This is a genomic window from Faecalibacterium sp. OF03-6AC (assembly GCF_003478175.1).
Taxonomy (GTDB): domain Bacteria; phylum Bacillota; class Clostridia; order Oscillospirales; family Ruminococcaceae; genus Faecalibacterium; species Faecalibacterium taiwanense.
This window is the reverse complement of record NZ_QUEN01000018.1, coordinates 1-18698: the sequence shown is the minus strand read 5'-3', so window position 1 is coordinate 18698 and position 18698 is coordinate 1. Positions and strand designations below refer to the sequence as shown.

At 58.2% G+C, this 18698-nt stretch carries 14 protein-coding genes and 1 tRNA gene; 7 read left to right on the top strand and 8 right to left on the bottom strand.

What is annotated here, in order from left to right; genetic code table 11:
* Positions 1–287 precede the first annotated feature (287 nt).
* On the top strand, positions 288–1064 hold the full coding sequence (locus DXA66_RS13630) for a type III pantothenate kinase (protein ID WP_118529292.1): 777 nt from the start codon (positions 288–290) through the stop codon (positions 1062–1064).
* Positions 1065–1438: 374 nt separating this feature from the next.
* On the opposite strand, the gene DXA66_RS13625 is transcribed toward DXA66_RS13630, so the two are convergent.
* Positions 1439–1515 (bottom strand) — tRNA-Arg (locus DXA66_RS13625).
* Positions 1516–1675: 160 nt separating this feature from the next.
* Between DXA66_RS13625 and DXA66_RS13620 the strand changes: the two genes are divergently transcribed.
* A complete protein-coding gene (locus DXA66_RS13620; RefSeq protein WP_097774056.1) occupies positions 1676–3040 on the top strand; it encodes an MATE family efflux transporter in 1365 nt (454 codons plus the stop codon).
* A 40-nt stretch (positions 3041–3080) separates the two neighbouring features.
* On the opposite strand, the gene DXA66_RS13615 is transcribed toward DXA66_RS13620, so the two are convergent.
* The 5 genes from DXA66_RS13615 to DXA66_RS13595 form a co-directional block, all read right to left on the bottom strand.
* Positions 3081–4109, bottom strand: a complete 1029-nt coding sequence (locus tag DXA66_RS13615; RefSeq protein WP_118529291.1) for an aldo/keto reductase — start codon at positions 4107–4109, stop codon at positions 3081–3083.
* A 128-nt stretch (positions 4110–4237) separates the two neighbouring features.
* The gene (locus tag DXA66_RS13610; RefSeq protein ID WP_118529290.1) at positions 4238–5260 is read right to left on the bottom strand and encodes an ATPase P; all 1023 of its coding nucleotides are present in this window, start codon (positions 5258–5260) and stop codon (positions 4238–4240) included.
* Between the two features lie 227 nt (positions 5261–5487).
* Positions 5488–6993, bottom strand: coding sequence for a carbon starvation protein A (locus DXA66_RS13605; RefSeq protein ID WP_118529289.1), 1506 nt, complete (start codon positions 6991–6993; stop codon positions 5488–5490).
* Positions 6994–7422: 429 nt separating this feature from the next.
* A complete protein-coding gene (locus tag DXA66_RS13600) occupies positions 7423–8922 on the bottom strand; it encodes a carbon starvation protein A (protein ID WP_118529288.1) in 1500 nt (499 codons plus the stop codon).
* A 312-nt stretch (positions 8923–9234) separates the two neighbouring features.
* Positions 9235–10152 carry a LysR family transcriptional regulator gene (locus DXA66_RS13595; RefSeq protein WP_165852917.1) on the bottom strand — a complete coding sequence of 306 codons (918 nt, stop codon included), beginning with the start codon at positions 10150–10152 and terminating at the stop codon, positions 9235–9237.
* A 137-nt stretch (positions 10153–10289) separates the two neighbouring features.
* Between DXA66_RS13595 and DXA66_RS13590 the strand changes: the two genes are divergently transcribed.
* The 3 genes from DXA66_RS13590 to DXA66_RS13580 are packed head-to-tail and all read left to right on the top strand — an operon-like array spanning position 10290 to position 11985.
* Positions 10290–10505, top strand: coding sequence for a hypothetical protein (locus DXA66_RS13590; RefSeq protein WP_097776747.1), 216 nt, complete (start codon positions 10290–10292; stop codon positions 10503–10505).
* A 27-nt stretch (positions 10506–10532) separates the two neighbouring features.
* On the top strand, positions 10533–11435 hold the full coding sequence (locus DXA66_RS13585; protein WP_118529287.1) for a ketopantoate reductase family protein: 903 nt from the start codon (positions 10533–10535) through the stop codon (positions 11433–11435).
* A gap of 10 nt (positions 11436–11445) precedes the next feature.
* A complete protein-coding gene (locus tag DXA66_RS13580; protein WP_005938490.1) occupies positions 11446–11985 on the top strand; it encodes a histidine phosphatase family protein in 540 nt (179 codons plus the stop codon).
* A 574-nt stretch (positions 11986–12559) separates the two neighbouring features.
* Here the strand turns inward: DXA66_RS13580 and DXA66_RS13575 are convergent.
* Complete coding sequence (locus DXA66_RS13575) at positions 12560–14263, bottom strand: hypothetical protein (RefSeq protein WP_118529286.1); 1704 nt, start codon at positions 14261–14263, stop codon at positions 12560–12562.
* A gap of 5 nt (positions 14264–14268) precedes the next feature.
* Complete coding sequence (locus tag DXA66_RS13570; protein ID WP_118529285.1) at positions 14269–16326, bottom strand: RND family transporter; 2058 nt, start codon at positions 16324–16326, stop codon at positions 14269–14271.
* A 337-nt stretch (positions 16327–16663) separates the two neighbouring features.
* Between DXA66_RS13570 and DXA66_RS13565 the strand changes: the two genes are divergently transcribed.
* Both DXA66_RS13565 and DXA66_RS13560 read left to right on the top strand, forming a co-directional pair.
* Positions 16664–18013: an MATE family efflux transporter gene (locus DXA66_RS13565; protein WP_118529284.1), complete on the top strand. Its 1350-nt coding sequence runs from the start codon at positions 16664–16666 to the stop codon at positions 18011–18013.
* 128 nt (positions 18014–18141) lie between these two features.
* Positions 18142–18698: Type 1 glutamine amidotransferase-like domain-containing protein (locus DXA66_RS13560; protein ID WP_118529283.1), on the top strand; the 557-nt coding region annotated here is incomplete at its 3' end.

The following is an 18698-nucleotide window of genomic DNA, read 5'->3' as shown; positions in this document are numbered from 1 at the left end:
CACCCCCGCCTCCTTGTCAACACTTTTTGACAACTTTTTTCCAATTTCTTTGCAGAGCAAAGAATCCCCCCTGTTTTTCACCCGTTACAAGACGCTCCTTTTTTCTTGACAAGACTGTGCACAGAACGTATTATGGAGTTATCCCCGTATCCTGTATAAGGTAGCTATACTTATTACATAAAGGAGAAGCGCCATGTCCTGTGTCAATATCCGCGGCGGGCGCGCTATTCGGGTGTGCTATTATATTATATATACATTATATTGCGCTGCAGAGGAGGGCTTTGTTTATGATACTCACCGTCAACATTGGCAACACCCACATCACCGTGGGCGGCTACGAGCAGGATACTCTGCGTTTTTGTGGACGGCTGCACTCTGATACCGCCGCAACGGTGGACGAATACGCCATCCGTCTGGTGAATCTGCTCTCTCTGCACGGTGCTTCGCCGGCACAAGTTGAAGGCGGTATTCTGGGCAGTGTAGTGCCCGTGCTGAGCGGCCGGGTTCTTTCCGCTTTGCGTATCCTCTGCAATGCGCGCATCCTGACGGTCGGCCCCGGCCTGAAAAGCGGCATCAAGCTTCGGTTGGACAACCCCGCCCAGCTGGGCGCCGAGCTTTTATGCGGTGCTGTTGCTGCACTGGCAGAGTGTTCCGGGCCGCTGGTAGTGATCTCAGCCGATACCGCTATCTCCATGATGGCAGTCAATGCCAAGCAGGAGCTTGTGGGCGGGGTGATCCTACCCGGGCCGCAGCTCTCGCTGAGCGCACTGGTAAAGAACACCGCTCAGCTGCCGCAGATCGACCTTGCCGCAAAGGCTCCTGCATCCATTCTGGGCAAGAGCACCTCTTCCTGCCTGCAGAACGGCTTTGTACTGGGCACCGCCAGCCTGCTGGACGGTCTGGCGGAACGTTTCTGCGCAGAGCTTGGCCCTCAGACAGCATTCTACGCCACCGGCAATCTGCCCATTCCCATCCGGGAAGCATGCTGCACCCCCATTCTATACCGGGAGACCCTCATCACAGACGGGCTGTACCGCATCTGGATGAAAAACAAAAAAGGATAGCTCGAATCCTCCCGGCGCACTGAAAAAAGAAAAACCAGAACACGAATGTGTTCTACGGGTTTCAGGACAGTTTGATTTTTCCCCGGATAAACGGTAGTCCTCTTGTTAGACATTCCTACAGGTTGGCAACCGCAGGCTAAGCAAAGCCGCGCTGTGGCTTTGCTTGCGGCGCTGTGCGCCGCCGCCTTGTTCGAATCCTCCCGGCGCACCGTAAATCGCAGCCTGTTGTTAGACATTCCTACACGCTGGGAACCGCGCACTAAGCAACAGCCCGCTGGGCTGATTGCTTGCCCTGCTGTGCAGGGCCGTGCTGTTCGAATCCTCCCGATCGCACAAAAAGAATCCCCGGCACACGAAAGTGTGTCGGGGATTCTTGGTGCGACCGGGAGGATTCGAACCTCTGGCCTTCCGGGTCGGAGCCGAACGCTCTATCCAGCTGAGCTACGATCGCACATATTCATTTCATCAGTATAAAGTAGTATAGCACAGCCACACAAAAAAATCAAATATGAAATGTCGATGCTATCTTGCAAAAGCCGCAGCGGCCCATATAATAGAGGTGTGCCCCGGTGTGCGCGGGCACGGTTTAGGTTAAAGGATAAAAAGAGAATATGAAATCACATACCAAAACACTGACCGAAGGCCCTCTGGCCAAACAGATCTTTCTGGTCAGTCTGCCGCTGGCGCTTTCCAACCTGCTGCAGGTGCTGTTCAACATGTCGGACGTGGCCGTGGTAGGCCGGTTTGCAGGCTCTACAGCGCTGGGCGCGGTGGGTTCCACCAGCATCCTTGTCAGCCTGTTCACCGGCTTCCTGATCGGCCTGAGCGGCGGCATCAACGTGCTGGTGGCCCGCTTCTACGGTGCACGGCACGAGCACGATGTGGAAAAGACTGTCCACTCCGCCGCCATCGTCAGCCTGATCGCGGGTGTGGTGCTGCTGTTCGTCGGCCTGCTGGGTTCCCCCTTCATGCTGCGGCTGCTGAACACCAAGGACGACCTGCTGCCCGGTGCCATCCTGTACCTGCGGGTGTACTTCCTTGGTATGCCCGCTCTGGCCTTGTACAACTTCGGCAACGCTGTGTTCAGCGCCATCGGCGACACCAAAAAGCCGCTGATGTACCTGTCCATTGCGGGCGCACTGAACATTGCACTGAACCTGTTCTTTGTCATCGTGTGCCAGTTAAGCGTCATGGGCGTGGCGCTGGCCAGTGCCATTTCGCAGTGCGTCTCTGCCGGGCTGATCCTGCACGCTTTGACCAAAGTGCAGGACTGCTACGTGCTGGACACCAAAAAGCTGCATCTGGACCCCGCCACAACAAAGAGCATTCTGGGCCTTGGTCTTCCGGCCGGTTTCCAGAATGCCATTTTCGCCATTGCAAACCTGTTCATTCAGGCGGGGGTCAACTCCTTCGATTCTCTCATGGTCAAGGGCAACAGCGCCGCTGCCAATGCCGATGCCATGATCTACGACTGCATGGCCGCATTCTATATGGCCTGTGCAAGCTTTATGAGCCAGAACTACGGCGCAGGCAAGCCGGACCGCGTAAAGAAGAGCTATTTCATCAGTCTGGCCTACTCCTTTGGGGTTGGCCTGATCCTGGGCGGAAGCCTGTTCCTCTTTGGCCGCACCTTCCTTGCCTTGTTCACCACCGAGAGCGCCGTCATTGATGCCGGCATGAAGCGCGTGGGCGTGATGGGCTTTGCCTACTGCATCTCCGCCTTTATGGATTGCACCATCGCCGCTTCCCGCGGACTTGGCAAGACCGTGGTGCCCACCATTATTGTGGTAATGGGTTCCTGCGTGTTCCGGGTGATCTGGGTATACACCATCTTCGCGCACTTTCACACCATTCCCTCGCTGTACGCACTGTACCCCTGCAGCTGGGCGCTGACCGCCCTTGCCGAGATCGTGTACTTCGCACACTGCTATAAGGAATCGATGAGGATTTTTGAGCAGCCAAAAGCTGCCGCATAAAGCACAAAAGCTCCTGTCTGAATGGGCAGGAGCTTTTGTGTTACTGAACTTTTACTTCACCGGCCAGAACACGCTTGTAATCCTCATAGTTGCGGGCCAGCAGGGCGGGGGTATCCAGGCCATATGGGCACTTGGCCTTGCACCGGTTGCAGTGCAGGCAGCCCTCGATCTTTTTCATCTTGGCCTGACCTGCGGGGCTGAGATGCTCTGCCGAGGGCGAACGCCGCAGCAGCAGGCTCATGCGGGCGCAGTTGTTGATCTCGATGCCTGCCGGGCAGGGCATACAATAGCCGCAGCCGCGGCAGAACTCGCCGCACAGCTCGGCACGATCCCCCTCAATGACGGCACGGATGTCGTCGGTCATACGCGGCGGGTTGTCGATATAGGAAAGGAACTCATCCAGTTCCCTTTCACGCTGCACGCCCCAGATGGGCAGAACTCCATCGAACTGCGCCTCAAAGGCATAGGCTGCGGCACTGTTGGTGATCAGTCCGCCGGACAGGCCCTTCATAGCGATAAAGCCCATATTTGCCGCCTTGCACTTGTTCACCAATTCCAGCTCCTGCTCACCGGAGATATAGCTGAACGGGAACTGCAGCGTCTCGTACAAACCGCTGTCAATGGCATCGTGGGCCACCTTCAGGCGGTGGTTGGTGATGCCGATATGCCGGATCATGCCCTTGGCTTTGGCCTCCTGCATAGCCTCATAGAGGCCGGAGCCGTCGCCTGGCTTCGGGCAGAATGCGGGATTGTGGAACTGGTACAGGTCAATGTACTCGGTGCGCAGGTTGGTGAGTGAGACGTGCAGATCCTTCCAGAAGTCCTCTGCGTTCTGCGCTGCCGTTTTGGTGGCGATATACACTTCCGTGCGGATGCCGTCAAAGGCTTCGCCCAGCTTCACCTCGCTGTCGGTGTAGGCGTGGGCGGTATCAAAAAAGCGGATGCCTGCCTTGTAAGCCTTGCGGGCCAGATAGACGGCATCTTCCTGCGAGATGCGCTGGATGGGCAGTGCGCCGAAGCCATTTTTGTTCACCGTGATGCCGGTGCTGCCAAGGGTGACCATATCCATAGCTGTTTCCTCCACTCGTGGGTGTAAAGACTCTCCTTTTTCATTATAAAACGAACAATTCTGCTGTGCAAGAAGTTAGGCAAAACAAAAGGGCCTTTCCCGAAGGAAAAGCCCTCTTTGCTTACTTTTTACTGATAATCGTGGTTCAGGAACATCGCCTTGATGACCACCACCTCGTCGTATTCCTCCTGTTCCACCTGCACGTCTGCGTTCAGGGACTTCAGGCGGTTTTCCACGGCAGTCAAAGCCTCCGGCACGGTGACGGCGCGGCCCTCTTCAATGGCATCGGCCATCTGCTTGAGCACGATGGGATGTGCGTAATGGCTGGGCACCGGGAAGGCACCGTTCGGGTAGTGCTTCACGTATTCTGCCATAGCAGCTTCGGCCTTCTCGGCCCGCTTCATGATGGCGCTGTGGTTGTTGTGGGCGGTGGGCAGCATGTTGTAGCTGGAGAACAGGAAGATGGCTGCAAAGCCAAACAGTGCAAAGTAGATGCCATAGCCGCCGGTGTGGTTGGTAACGGCATACAGGCCGTAGGCCGCGGAGACGATGCCCATAACAAAGATGGCAAGTGCCACATAGCGGTACACCGGCTTGCTTTGCAGCTGGGCGCGCTTGCGGCGCTCGGCTGCACTCAGCTCATCGGCGATTTCCGGCTTTGCTTCCAGATATTCCTTTGCCCTGCGCAGCACGGTGATGCTGTGACGGGCATCGTCGGTCAGCTCGCTTTCCGGCAGCTTGCGGGAGGCCTTTTCGGCTTCCTTCTTCTGCAGCATCTGCTCACCGGCTGCGCTGAGCAGATGGATCTGCGGCTGCTCTTTGGCCAGCACCTCCAGCAGCTTGTCCACATCCCGCTCGTCCTTGAAGTTGCACTGCTTCTGCTTGCCGCCGTCGTACTCCACCACAAGGTAGGCCATGGAGGCAAACATGCCCTTGCCGGTAAAGCCGCCGGAGCTCATAGCCACCCGCTTGAACACACGGCTGATGCTGCCATAGGGCAGATAATAGCGGCGGTCGATGTAAAAGCTGTTGAGGTACAGCGCCTTTTTGCCAACGCCGCAGGGGCCGATCTTTTTGCAGGACTTTCTGTCCTCCACCAGCTCCTGTTTATCAAGCTTTGCCATACCCAGCTGTGCAGGTTTGAAGATCATGGAAGTTCCCTTCTTTACTGTTAGTTTCCGGTCCAGCCGCAGATGCTGCAGCCATTCCAAATAAAATCACCGGTTCTATTTTCGCACTGCAGCCCTCAAAATGCAACCCCTTCTGCTGCTAAGATTTGCACAAAAGGTTTGTCTGTTATGTCAAAACACCCCCGTCACTGCGGGGTGCAGCGGCGGGGGTGTCAGAGTTTAAGGCTTATGCGGTGCGGCAGACATCCTTATGCCTTCTGAGAAGCGGTGTGCTTCTTGGTAGCATAGATGAAGAGTGCCAGCATTGCGATTGCAAAGATGATGCCGATGGGGTATGCAACGGCAGTGTTGTAAGCGACCAGCTTGCCGTCTGCGTAAGTATTGATCATCTTGCCCAGGCACTCAGGTGCCAGCACGAAGTAGGTGCAGGACACAGCGCTCATGAAGGTAGCGGGCACAGCGGTGATCCAGTAGTTCTTCTTCTCCTTGAACAGGTACATGGATGCAGCCCACAGAACGATCATGGCCAGCGTCTGGTTGGTCCAGCTGAAGTAGCGCCAGATCACGGTGTAGTTGATGAAGCCCAGTGCGTTGCCGATGCCAAGGAAAGCACCAACGCCCAGCACAGGGACACAGAGCTTCAGGCGGTTTGCGTAGCTGTCCTGATCGATCTTGAGCCAGTCGGCCAGAGTCAGACGAGCGGAACGGAACGCGGTATCGCCGGAGGTGATGGGGCAGATGACAACGCCGATCATTGCCAGAGCAATGCCAACGCCGCCCATGGTCTTTGCACACACGTCGTAGATGGCAGCAGACTGACCAGCAGCCAGAGCCTCGGCCAGACCAGCCATCTTGCCGTCGGTGATGGTGTACAGTGCGCAGCCGGCAGCGGCCCAGATCAGAGCGATGACACCCTCGCAGACCATTGCGCCGTAGAACACGAAGTGGCCCTGCTTCTCACTCTTCATGCAGCGGGCCATCAGAGGCGACTGGGTGGAGTGGAAGCCGGAAATAGCGCCGCAGGCAACGGTGATGAACATGAAGCTCCAGATGGGAGTGCCCGACGGATGCATGTTGCTGAAGTTTGCCCAGATCTCGGGGATGGTGTAGGCAGGGTTGGTAAAGATGCCGAAGATAACGCCCACAGCCATGATGATCAGGCAGATGCCGAACACGGGGTAGATCTTACCGATGATGGCATCAATGGAGATAAAGGTTGCAATAAAGTAGTACACCAGAATGATGATCAGCCAGAACAGGGTGGTGGTCAGCAGACCGGACATGCCGCTGTTCTTGCACAGGGTAACGATCAGGCCTGCGGGGCCCACTGCGAACACGGTACCAACCATGATCAGCAGCACAACAGAGAACACACGCATGATGTTCTGCATGACAGGTCCGAGGTATCTGCCGGTGACCTCAGCGATGGATGCGCCATCGTTGCGCTCGCTCATCATACCGGAGAAGTAGTCATGCACACCACCTGCAAAGATGGTGCCGAAGGTGATCCACAGGAACACCACGGGACCCCACAGAGCACCCTGCAGTGCACCAAAGATGGGGCCAAGGCCGGCGATGTTCAGCAGCTGGACGAGGAACAGCTTCCACTGGGGCATCACAACGTAGTCAACGCCGTCGTTGATGCGCACAGCAGGCGTTTCGCGGTCGTCCGGTCCGAACGTGTTGTCAACGATCTTGCCATAGACAAAGTAGCCGATGATCAAGAGCGCCAGACAGAGTAAGAAACTAATCATACCAGAAACCTCCTTTTTGATTCAAACCGCAGCCAGCATTTTGCGTGCCTGACCACGGCTCTGACCAATCTCTGGCTTCATGTTAACACTTTTTTCATAAAACGGTTAATATTTTTCTGGTATAGTTCCCATATCAAAAAGTATATGACAAGATCCTCCTGCAGAATACCGAAAAAGAGTTTTTATCGAATTTACGGCAAATTTTCTTAATTCTCCGGTAAAGACCTTTTCCGGGACCAGTCAAAGCCGCTGCTGCCAAACTTTCTGGCCCGCTTTTGTGCAAATTGCTCAATCGTTTTCAATTTTCTCCGCAAATCGTGATTTCTCTGCCTGAAACGCCGCAAAATACAAGGCATCCTCCGCCAGGTCATTTCAGCGGAGGATGCCTTATTCAACAGATTATTTGTATATATCTTTGTATATATCGTGTCATGCCTTCTGGGCTGCCTTCTTCGTTGCGTGGAGGAAGACTGCCAGCATTGCAATGGCAAAGATGATGCCGATGGGGTATGCAACGGCGGTGTTGTAGATGGTTGCGCCTTCTGCGGTCTTGGCGTTCAGCAGGCCGCCCAGACATTCGGGAGCCAGAATGAAGTAGGTGGAAGAGACCGCGCTCATGAAGGTAGCGGGCACAGCGGTGATCCAGTAGTTCTTCTTCTCCTTGAACAGGTACATGGATGCAGCCCACAGAACGATCATGGCCAGCGTCTGGTTGGTCCAGCTGAAGTAGCGCCAGATCACGGTGTAGTTGATGAAGCCCAGTGCGTTGCCGATGCCCAGGAAAGCACCAACGCCCAGAACCGGGATGCAGAGCTTCAGGCGGTTTGCGTAGCTGTCCTGATCGATCTTGAACCAGTCGGCCAGCGTCAGACGGGCGGAGCGGAATGCAGTATCGCCGGAGGTGATAGGGCACACCACAACGCCGATCATCGCCAGTGCGATGCCCACGCCGCCCATGGTCTTGGAGCAGACATCATAAATAGCCTTGGACTGGCCCATGGCCAGTGCTTCGGCCAGACCGGTGTTCAGGCCGCCGGTCACCTCGTACAGGCTGCAGCCAGCAGCGGCCCAGATCAGAGCGATAACGCCCTCACAGACCATTGCGCCGTAGAACACGAAGTGGCCCTGCTTTTCACTCTTCATGCAGCGGGCCATCAGAGGCGACTGGGTGGAGTGGAAACCGGAGATAGCACCGCAGGCCACCGTGATGAACATGAAGCTCCAGATGGGGGTTCCCGACGGATGCATGCTGCCGAAGTGATCCCAGATCTCCGGGATGGTGTAGGCAGGATTGGTGAAGATGCCGAAGATGACGCCGATGGCCATGATGATCAGGCAGATGCCGAAGATGGGGTAGATCTTGCCAATGACGGCATCAATGGAGATAAAGGTTGCAATAAAGTAGTACACCAGAATGATGATGAGCCAGAACAGCAGCGAGGTGAGCACGCCGGAAGCGCCGCTCTGACTGCACAGCTCCACGATCAGGCCTGCGGGACCCACCGCGAACACAGTACCCACCATGATGAGCAGTACCACCGAGAACACACGCATGACGTTCTGCATCACAGGGCCTAAGTACTTGCCGGTGATCTCGGCGATGGAAGCGCCGTCGTTGCGCTCGCTCATCATGCCGGAGAAGTAGTCGTGCACGCCGCCTGCAAAGATGGTGCCGAAGGTGATCCACAAAAAGACCACCGGGCCCCACAATGCGCCCTGCATGGCACCAAAGATGGGGCCAAGGCCGGCGATGTTCAGCAGCTGAACGAGGAACAGCTTCCACTGGGGCATCACAACGTAGTCCACACCGTCGTTGATGCGCACAGCAGGCGTTTCGCGGTCGTCCGGGCCGAAGGTGTTGTCCACGATCTTACCATAGACAAAGTAGCCCACGATCAGGATCGCCAGACAGAGTAAGAAACTGATCATACCAGAAACCTCCTTTTTCTTTGTGCCGGAATCATGGAAGCATTTTCCATATTTTCCATTCATCCCGGCCAGCTTTCTGGGTCTATGTTAACATATTTTTCATAAAAGTGATAATATGCTTCTGGTATGGGGGCATATCAAAGGCCATATAGCCGCAAAGTTTTTTAGCCGATGTTTCGTCTCTTTTTTGCTCGATTTATCAGCAAAAAGACAGCCGCAGCGCATAAAGCGCTGCGGCTGTCGGCCAAATTCCTTTGCTTTCCGGTTTTTCCGCATTCCGATGTTTTGCCAGTTCTTAACCGGTTTCGGCGGTCATTTCACGGTCAGCGCCGCCTGCTTGTGCAGCAGCTGCACAAAGGTCTGCTCCTCCGGGCGCAGGGTCCCCCTGTCCGGATAGACCAGAACATCCTTCATGCGCTGGCGCTGGGCCGGGCATTTCCTGAGCACCAGATGGTATTGTTCCAGCGCCCGCTTTGGCATGGGCGAAGCCCACATATAGGCATTGGGCAGGTTCTGCAGGATGGAAAACTGGCTGCACCGCTCATACACATGGATGCGGCGGTTCGGGTTCGTATGCCAGCGCAGGCCGCTGTCCTCACCGCCGGGCAGCTGGAAATCACCGTGCAGGACTTCCATATAGCTGTTCAGCTGGGTGATGTCGGTCACTTCGCACTTTGCCAGCGGGCCTTCGCGGTTGGTCAGCAGCCGGTATTCAAACTCCATCACCGGCTCCCGGTGCAGGCCGTGACGGTCGCAGTAGCGGCGGTAATAATCCTCATCCTCCTCCGCGTAGCGCAGCAGGGCCAGATGATAGCCCCGCCGCAGTACATGGTCCAGTGCTTCCATGGTGCCGGATTCCCGGATATGCACCCGCAGCTGCTGGCTGTCTGCCATCTGCTGCAAAAAATCCACCGTCGCGTAGGAAGCGTAGGTGGCGTGGGGCAGCACCACCCGCAGCTCCGCACAGCTGCTCTGCCGGCTGCGGGCATCCAGATCCAGCCGGTCCACCTCGTCCAGCACCCGCTCTGCCTGCCGGATAAAATGCCGTCCCTGTTCGGTGGGGATCATGCCGGTGGACGAGCGCTCAAAGATGCGGATGCCGTATTCCTCTTCCAGATTCTTGAGTGCCTTGCTCACATTGGGCTGGGCCGCATACAGCTGCTTTGCCGCCGCGCTCACCGAACCCCACTTGCGGATGGCCACCAGATAACGCAGTTCCGTAATATTCATGTGACTGCCCCCTGTTCCAAAAATCATTCCTATTTTATCAAGCCGGGCGGCCGGCTGTCAAGCCAAATGCGGTTGACGCGCCCCGCGCAGAGCTTTATAATAAAAATGCTGTATTTACAAAAAGGAGTTTAGCTGCTATGGAGACTACCTACCGCGTTCTGCGCATTGAAGAGCAGATGTATGGCTGCGAGGAGCTGCCCGCCGGTCAGCCGGTGCTGTGCGATGTCACGCTGGCCGATCCCGCCGGGGAGCGGCGCACCTTGCCCTACCCGGACAAAGAGCTCACCCGCCTAGGCATCGACGAGGGCAGCACGGTCGTCCTGACCGCAGACGGAACGCTGAAAAAGGCATAAAACACAGGAGGAACACAGGAGGAACACATGAAAAAGATCAAAACCTCTGCCCTGATCGGTCTGGGCGCACTGGGCATCCTGTTCGGCCGCAAAATGCCCGGCGTGCAGGTCATTGCCGATGAGGACCGCATTGCCCGCTACTCTGCCGAGCCGGTCATCTGCAACGGCGAAGCGTGCAGCTTCCGTTACGTCACCCCCGCCGAGGGCAGGCCGGTAGACCTGCTTCTGGTAGCCGTCAAGGCCACGGTGCTGGAGCAGGCCATTCAGGACATTGCAAAGTTCGTAGGGCCGGACACCGTGATCCTCAGCGTGCTGAACGGCATCACCAGCGAGGAGCACATTGACGCAGCCTATCCCGGCCACACCCTGTGGAGCGTTGCCATCGGCATGGATGCCACCCGCACCGGGCGCACGCTGGTGTTCAATCAGGCGGGCAAGATCCAGTTCGGTGAGCGCAGCGGCGAGATGACCGACCGTGTGCAGGCCATGGCCGACTATCTGGACGAGTGCGGCATTGCCAACGAGCCCTGTGGGGATATCCTTTACAAGCAGTGGAACAAGCTGATGGTGAATGACGGCCTGAATCAGGCCGCAGCCGCCTTTGACCAGCCCTACGGCGGCCTGCGCCAGCCCGGCGAAGCACAGGACATGATGCGCGCGGCCATGCAGGAGGTCATCCGGCTGGCGAACCTTGAGGGCGTGCCCCTGCCGCCGGACAACGATGTGCAGTTCATCGATGCCATGATGCCCACCTTTAACCCCGAGGGCATGCCCAGCATGCGGCAGGATGTGCTGGCAAAGCGCCCCACCGAGGTGGAGGAGTTTGCCGGTGTGGTGCGCCAGCGGGCCAAGAAGTACGGGATGCCCACCCCTGCCAACGACTTTTTCTACACCCGCATCCGCGAGATCGAGGCGGGATACGACCAGTAAGGAGCCACCCATGCATACGCTTTATTTCACCCGCCACGGAGAAACCGTCTGGAACGTTGAAAACAAGATCTGCGGCATGACCGACAGCCCCCTCACCGAGCGGGGCCGGCAGCAGGCCCGGAAGCTGGGCGAAGCCGTCAAAGCCAGCGGGGTGCACATCGATGAGATCCTGTACTCTCCCCTGTCCCGCGCCGCCGACACCGCCATGGCCATTGCCGAGGCCACCGGCCTGCCCGCCCGGTGTGAGCCGCGCCTGCGGGAGCAGTGCTTTGGCAAATACGAGGGCACGCCCCGCAACGGCGGCGAGTTCCGCGTTTCCAAGACCCACTTTGCCGACCGCTACGACGGCGGCGAGAGCATGATGCAGCTGGCCCAGCGCATCTATAACCTGCTGGACGAGCTGAAGGCTGACACCGATAAGACCTATCTGCTGGTGGCCCACAACGGCATCGCCCGGGTGGTGCAGTCCTATTTCTACGACATGACCAACGAGGAATACGCAGCTGCGGGCATCAAAAACTGTGAACTGGTGGAATACCATTTTGAGTGATGTCAGCGGGAAGCAGACGATTTAAAATGCCCTCCGCTTCGCTCTGGGCATCTTTAGCGGAACGATTATTTTTATAGAAAGAAAGCCGGAAAATCTGCGGATTTTCCGGCTTTCGCTTTTCACGGGAGAGAACTGGACGGCAAACGGCAGCGCGGGAGAAAGCAGGCTAGCCCTCTCCGTCAGTTCGTTACACTCACTGCCACCTCTCCCAAAGGGAGAGGCCTTGGCATAGCGGCAAAGTTACTGGCTCGAGTACAAAGCTTACGAGCGCGCCAGCTCCCCTGCGGGGAGCTGCCGCAGCAGCGGCTGAGGGGCCTTGAAATCGGCGTAACACAAAAAAACCTTTAGCGAAGCGACTTGGATTTTTTGTATGGAGCCCATCTTCTTTGGGGTTACTAGGGGCGTGCAGCCCCTAGTTCGTGCCCCCCGCGCCTCGAAAGTAGCGGGTGCTTTTCTGGTTCTCTTTTGGCACGCAAAAGAGAACATACCCGGCGGCGATGCATTTTGCAAAAGGCATCAAACTTTAAACACGCGACCACTCTCTGCGCGGGAAGCATCCCCCGTATCATAAAAATCAGCCTTTATACAGCCCAAACAGCTTGAGCAGCTTCTGCCAGAAGGTCAGGGTCACAGCCACCGGTTCCGGCTGGGCTGTCGGGGCTGGGGCTGTGATGGCAGTGGTCTGCAGCGCAAACTGCACCGCGCTCACCTCGGTGTTCTCTGCCGAGGTGAAGCTCTGCACCTCCCCGCCGCCGGAAAGGCTGTTCAGCAGGCCGTCCAGCTGGGCACCCATGTCGATGCCGGAAACGCTGCTGCGCAGCTCGCCGGTGCCGCCGGTCAGCTGCGATGCACCCTCCGCCAGCTGCACAACGCCCGCCTTCAGCTGGGCTACACCGTCGGTGTAGGCGTTCAGGCCGTCGTCCAGCTGGACGTACTGGGCGGAAAGCTGGTTCACGCCGTCGGTGAGCACCGAGAGATCGCCCAGCATCCCAGTAAGCACACCGGCCAGCTGACGCACACCGGCATCAAACTCGCCGTAGCTGCCGTTCAGGGTGCTGCTGCCCTCGTGCAGCTGGGCAATTCCGCCGTTCACGGTGTCGAGATAGGTCTGCATGGCATCGATGTTGGCCGTAGACCCCTGCAAAAGCAGGATCACATCCTTGAGCTGCGGCATCATCCACACCATGCCCTGCAGCTGCTGGATGGCCTTGGCATTGCCATCCTTTACCACGTCAAGGTCAAGGCCGTTCTCTTTCAGGATGGCCTTGTAGGCTTCAAAGCTCACCTGCTGCTCCAGCTGTGCCGCGCCCTCATCCAGCCGGGCAATGCCGTCCCGGATCTGGGTAGAGGCATCCAGCAGGGTGTTCAGCTCGTCGGTGGAGGCAGAGATGCCGTTCAGCGCGGTCTGCATCTGGGTGAGTGCGGCACGCACCCGGGCTGAGCCGCCGGTCAAGGCACCGGAATTGCCGTTCAGGGTGTCGATGCCCGCCTGCACCTGCGCAACGCCGTCTGCCAGCGCGTTGGCACCATCGTCCAGCTGAACGGAGCCGCTCTGCAGCTGTTCCAGCATCCCGGTCAGGTCCATATTCCCGAGGTCGAGGTTCAGGTTCAGCCGCACGCCGTTCAGGGAAACGGCGTCCATGGCAAAATCCGTCACATCGGCGGTGACGGTCACGTCGCTGTCCGCGCCCGGCAGCAGGATGTAGGAAAGCTGCTTTTTACTGCCCACATTCGCCACCGTAGCGCCCGGCGCGCTGATGTTCCGGGCAAGGCCGGTGTCCAGACTCATGGTCACCTGCAGCGCGTAGTCGTCAAAAAAGCTGCCGGTGCAGTCCGGGTCGCGGCTCACCTGCAGCCGGATGGAAAGGGCACCGCTTTTGCCGCCCAGCTCGTCGGGGCGGATCTCTGCCCCGTCCAGCGTATAGGTCAGCTTTACCACCCACGGCAGGGCCGTGGCGGCATCCATGGTGCCCTCATAATAGAGTTTGCCGTCCTCGGTCACATGCACTGTGACCGTATCGCCGCTCTGCTTCACGGCATCGCTCGTGGTCATGTTGCGCACGGCAGTGTAGCTGCCGTGGTCCGCAACGGTGTCCCCCGCCTGCACGGAAAAGCTGTTCACGGCGTACACGCCGGTCACAGCACCGGAGGCCGTCAGGTTTGCATAAATGACCTCTTCCTTGGCAGTGGAGGCTGCAAAAGCTGGCAGACTGCTGCCCGCCAGCAGGCAGACTGCCAGCGCCAGTGCCGACACCCGGCGCACAAATCGATGTTTCATCTTGGTCAAGCCTCCTTCGGCTGTTTTTTCTTTTTTATAATGAGCGGGTCGGCCAGATACAAAAAGCCCGGCAGTGCCGAAAGCACGATGGCCAGCGACACCAGACTGCCCACGCCCAGGAAATTGCCCAGCTGGCCCAGCAGCTGGTTCGAGGAAATGGCTCCCATCAGGAAGCCCACCACCGCCATGGCGCTGCCAGTGGTGCTGACCGAGGTGGTCACGGCGGACACCGTGGCCGCAACGGCTTCTTTGCGGCCCAGCGTCTCGCGGAACTCCTGATAGCGGTCGGAGAAGAGGATGGCGTAATCCACCGTAGCGCCCAGCTGCACCGAGCTGATGATGAGGTAGGCAATGTAGAACACATACTGGCCCCGGAAGTACGGGATGGCCAGATTGATCCAGATGGCGGTCTCGATGCTGAGCACCAGAATGATGGGCAAAAGCAGCTGGCGCTTCATGAGGAGCAGGATCAGGAACACCGCGCCGATGGCCAACAGGTTCACCTTGACCATGTCGGCCGTAATGGTGTCCATCAGGTCATAGGTGCTCACGCCCTGACCGGCCAGATAATCATTGTCCGGGTAATATTGCTGCACCGTGGCGCGCACCCGCTCCACCAGCGCAAAGGCCCCATCGCCCTCGGTGTCGGCATCTACCGTAAGCACCATGCGGGTGTAGCCGCCGGAGACCAACAGCCCCAGCGTATCCCCGGGCACGAACTCCGGCGGAATGGACGCGCCTGCGTTGTCCACATAGGAAAGGATGCCGGTTACCTCCGGGATGGCGTGCAATGCATCCGAAAGCTTTTGCTGCGTGGCGGTGTCGCCCTCCGGCACCAATACAACGTAGGTGTCGCTGCGGCCAAAGGTCTCTTCAATGGCGGCGGTGTCCGCACCCAGACGGGTGTTCTTGCCAAACATGTGGGCGGCACCGTAATAATACTGGTTCGAGTTGGAGGCCAGATAGCTGGGCACCATCAGGATGACCAGCACCAGCGCCATGGGCAGCATGATGCGGGCTACAAAGCGGCCAAACTTATCAAAGCTGGGCAGCAGAGGCTTGTGGTGGGTCTTATCCATCCACTTGTAGCACGCCAGCGTGAGCGCGGGCATAAAGGTGAACACGGTGACAAGGCTCAGCACCACGCCCTTTGCCAGCGCAAGGCCCAGATCCGGGCCGATCTGGAACTGCATGAGCACCAGTGCCAGAAAGCCGATGACGGTGGTCAGGCCGCTGGACAGGATGGAGCCGGTGGATCTGCACAGGGCATCCACCATGCACTCCTCCGGGCTGGCATCCGGGTTTTCAGCCCGGCACTCCGCAAAGCGGTGGATCAGGAACACCGAGTAGTCCAGCGACACCGCCAGCTGCAGGATGCTGCCCGCCGCATTCGTCACAAACGAGATGGTGCCGAAGATGAGGTTCGTGCCGTTGTTGAGCAGGATGGCCGCGCCAAGGCCCGTCAGCACCAGCAGCGGCTCCGCCCAGGAATCGGTGGTCAGGATCAGGATGAACAGCACATACACCACCGCGATGGCGGCAATCTTTGCCACCTCGGTCACGGTGGAGTTGGTGGCAACGGCAGTGGACACTGCCGCGCCCTCCAGCGCGTTGCCCTCCCCGATCAGATCCCGCACGGCAGCCACGGCTTCCAGACGCTTCTCGTCCTCCACCGTCACGGTGAACAGGGCGCAGCCATCCTTATAATAGCTCTCCACCGTGGCGGTGTCCTGCATCTGCAAAGGCACCGTCACATCCAGACTGTCGTCCAGCCATGCAACGGAGGACACTCCATCGATGGCGGCAAGCTTCTCCTTGTACTCCAGCGCCTGCGGCACCGTCACATCCCGCACCATGACCCGCATGTTGGGGATGCCGCCGGTGAAAGCACCGTTCATCACCTCGATGGCGGTGGTGGAGGGGGATTCCGGCGGCAGGTAGTCGTTGATATCGTAATCCACCTTTACCTGACGCACAGCGAACACGCTCAGCACAGCCGCCAGTGCAAACACCGCCAGCACCAGCCTGCGGCGGCGCACGATGGCGGTATAAAAACGTTTCATCAAAACAGGAGTTCTCCTTTCCGGATCCATAAAAAAACTTTTATCATTCTAACAGGTTTGATAAACGTTGGAAAGAGACAGTTTATGAATTTTGACCCTCGAATGCCGATTTTTTTGATTTTTCTGCCTTGACAACAAAAATAAATTCTGATATACTCTTTTTCGCTTCATCGGAGGACCGTTTTCAACGTAATTTGAAACGGGCCGGATAAGATGCCGTGCAGACAGCGCCCCGCCGGAGGTTTCGTTGCCGTAGTGACGAAACAGATCGAGGCCGGGCGTGCACTCGCGGACATTTATCCGGCCCGTTTTTGTTTTTCCTCAGAAAGGAGTTTCCATGTCTAAGCAGCCCATCCAACTGTCCGACCACTTCACCTATCCTCGTCTTTTGCGGTTCGTGCTGCCCTGCATCGGCACCATGCTGTTTACCTCCATCTACGGCATCGTGGACGGCCTGTGTGTCTCCAACTTTGTGGGCAAAACAGCCTTTGCGGCGGTCAACCTCATCATGCCGCTGCCCCAGCTGCTGGGCACCATCGGTTTCATGCTGGGCACCGGCGGCAGCGCCATCGTGGGCATCACGCTGGGCGAGGGCGACCAGAAAAAGGCCGACCGCTACTTTACCATGTTCCTGCTGGCCGCCGCCATCTCCGTCTCAGTGCTGGCCGTGCTGGGGCTTGTGCTGCTGCGGCCCATTGCCATCCTGCTGGGTGCCAAGGGCGAGCTGCTGGACTACGCCGTGCGCTACGGCCGCATCCTGATGCTGTCGCTGCCCACCTTTGCGCTGCAGAACATGTTCCAGAGCTTCTTTGTCACCGCCGAAAAGCCGCATCTCGGCTTTTACTTCACGGTGGCTGCCGGCTGCACCAACATGGTGCTGGATGTGCTGATGGTGGGCGTCTGGGGCTGGGGCGTAGAGGGTGCCGCCATTGCCACCTTTATCAGCCAGCTGGTGGGCGGCGTACTGCCGGTGTTCTACTTCCTCGACCGCAAGAATACCAGCCGCCTGCACCTGCGCAAAACGCAGCTGTACAGCAAGGTGCTGCTGGACGCCTGCATCAATGGCTCCTCCGAGCTGATGACCAACCTGTCCCTGTCGCTGGTGAACATCCTGTACAACTACCAGCTGCTGCGCTTTGCCGGGGAAAACGGCGTGGCCGCCTACGGCGTCATCATGTACGCCTGCTTCCTGTTCATTGCCGTGTATGTGGGCTACGCCTTCGGCAGTGCGCCCATCGTCAGCTTCCACTACGGTGCAGGCAACCGTGCCGAGGTGCACAACCTGTATGAAAAGAGCCTGCGGCTCATTGCGGTGGTGGCCGTCACCCTGACCGCCGCATCCATGGTCATCATCCCCTATGTGGCGAGGTTCTTCGTGGGCTACGACCCGGAGCTGCTGGCCCTGACCAGCCGGGCCTTCCGGCTGTTCGCCCTGAGCTTTGTCATCATGGGCTTCAACGTGTATGCCTCCTCCTTCTTCACCGCGCTGGGCGACGGCGTGACCAGTGCGCTGATCTCCTTCCTGCGCACGCTGGTGTTCCAGATCGCGGCGGTGCTCATCCTGCCCGCCATTCTGGGCATCGACGGCATCTGGCTGGCCGTCACCGCCGCCGAGCTGGCGGCTCTGGCCGTGAGCGCTGCCATGCTCCTCACCAAGGACAAGGTGTTCCATTACCGAAAGGCATGATAAGATCCCCTGCTTTCTGCGAAACGGCGAAAAGCGGGGGATTTTTTTGGTGATTCTGGCTCTGCCGCTGGCAGCAAAATCGTGTTAAAATGGACACAGCCTTTATTCACTTTTTATGAGGAATCATTATGACATTGTTTTTGACCAGCAGCCCCAGCGGCTGCCCCTTTGAGCCGGGGCCGGATATTCCGGTGCTGGACACGCGCAACCACTTTGTGGCGAACCTGCGGGCCGTCTGGCCGGATCACGCCGTGCTGGGCCTTGCCATTGCGGCAGACCCCTATGCCTACGAGCAGAACGACGAGATGTGCCGGGTGTTTGCCCAGAGCTTTGCGAACGCCCACCTGCCCCTGACAGCGCTCATCCCCTGCGATGCCCGCAATGCCGAGGAGATCGGTTCTCTTCTGCCCCAAAGCGGCTTTGTGATGCTGTGCGGCGGGCACGTGCCCACCCAGAACCACTTTTTTGCTCAGCTGGGCCTGCCGGGGCTGTTCCACAACTACCACGGCATCGTGCTGGGCGTGAGTGCCGGCAGCATGAACGCCGCCCACATCGTGTACGCCGCACCCGAGGAACCGGGCGAAGCCGCCGACCCGCACTACTCCCGCTGGATGAACGGCCTTGGCCTGACCGAGACCCGCATCCTGCCCCACTACCAGTTCATCCGGGATCATGTGCTGGACGG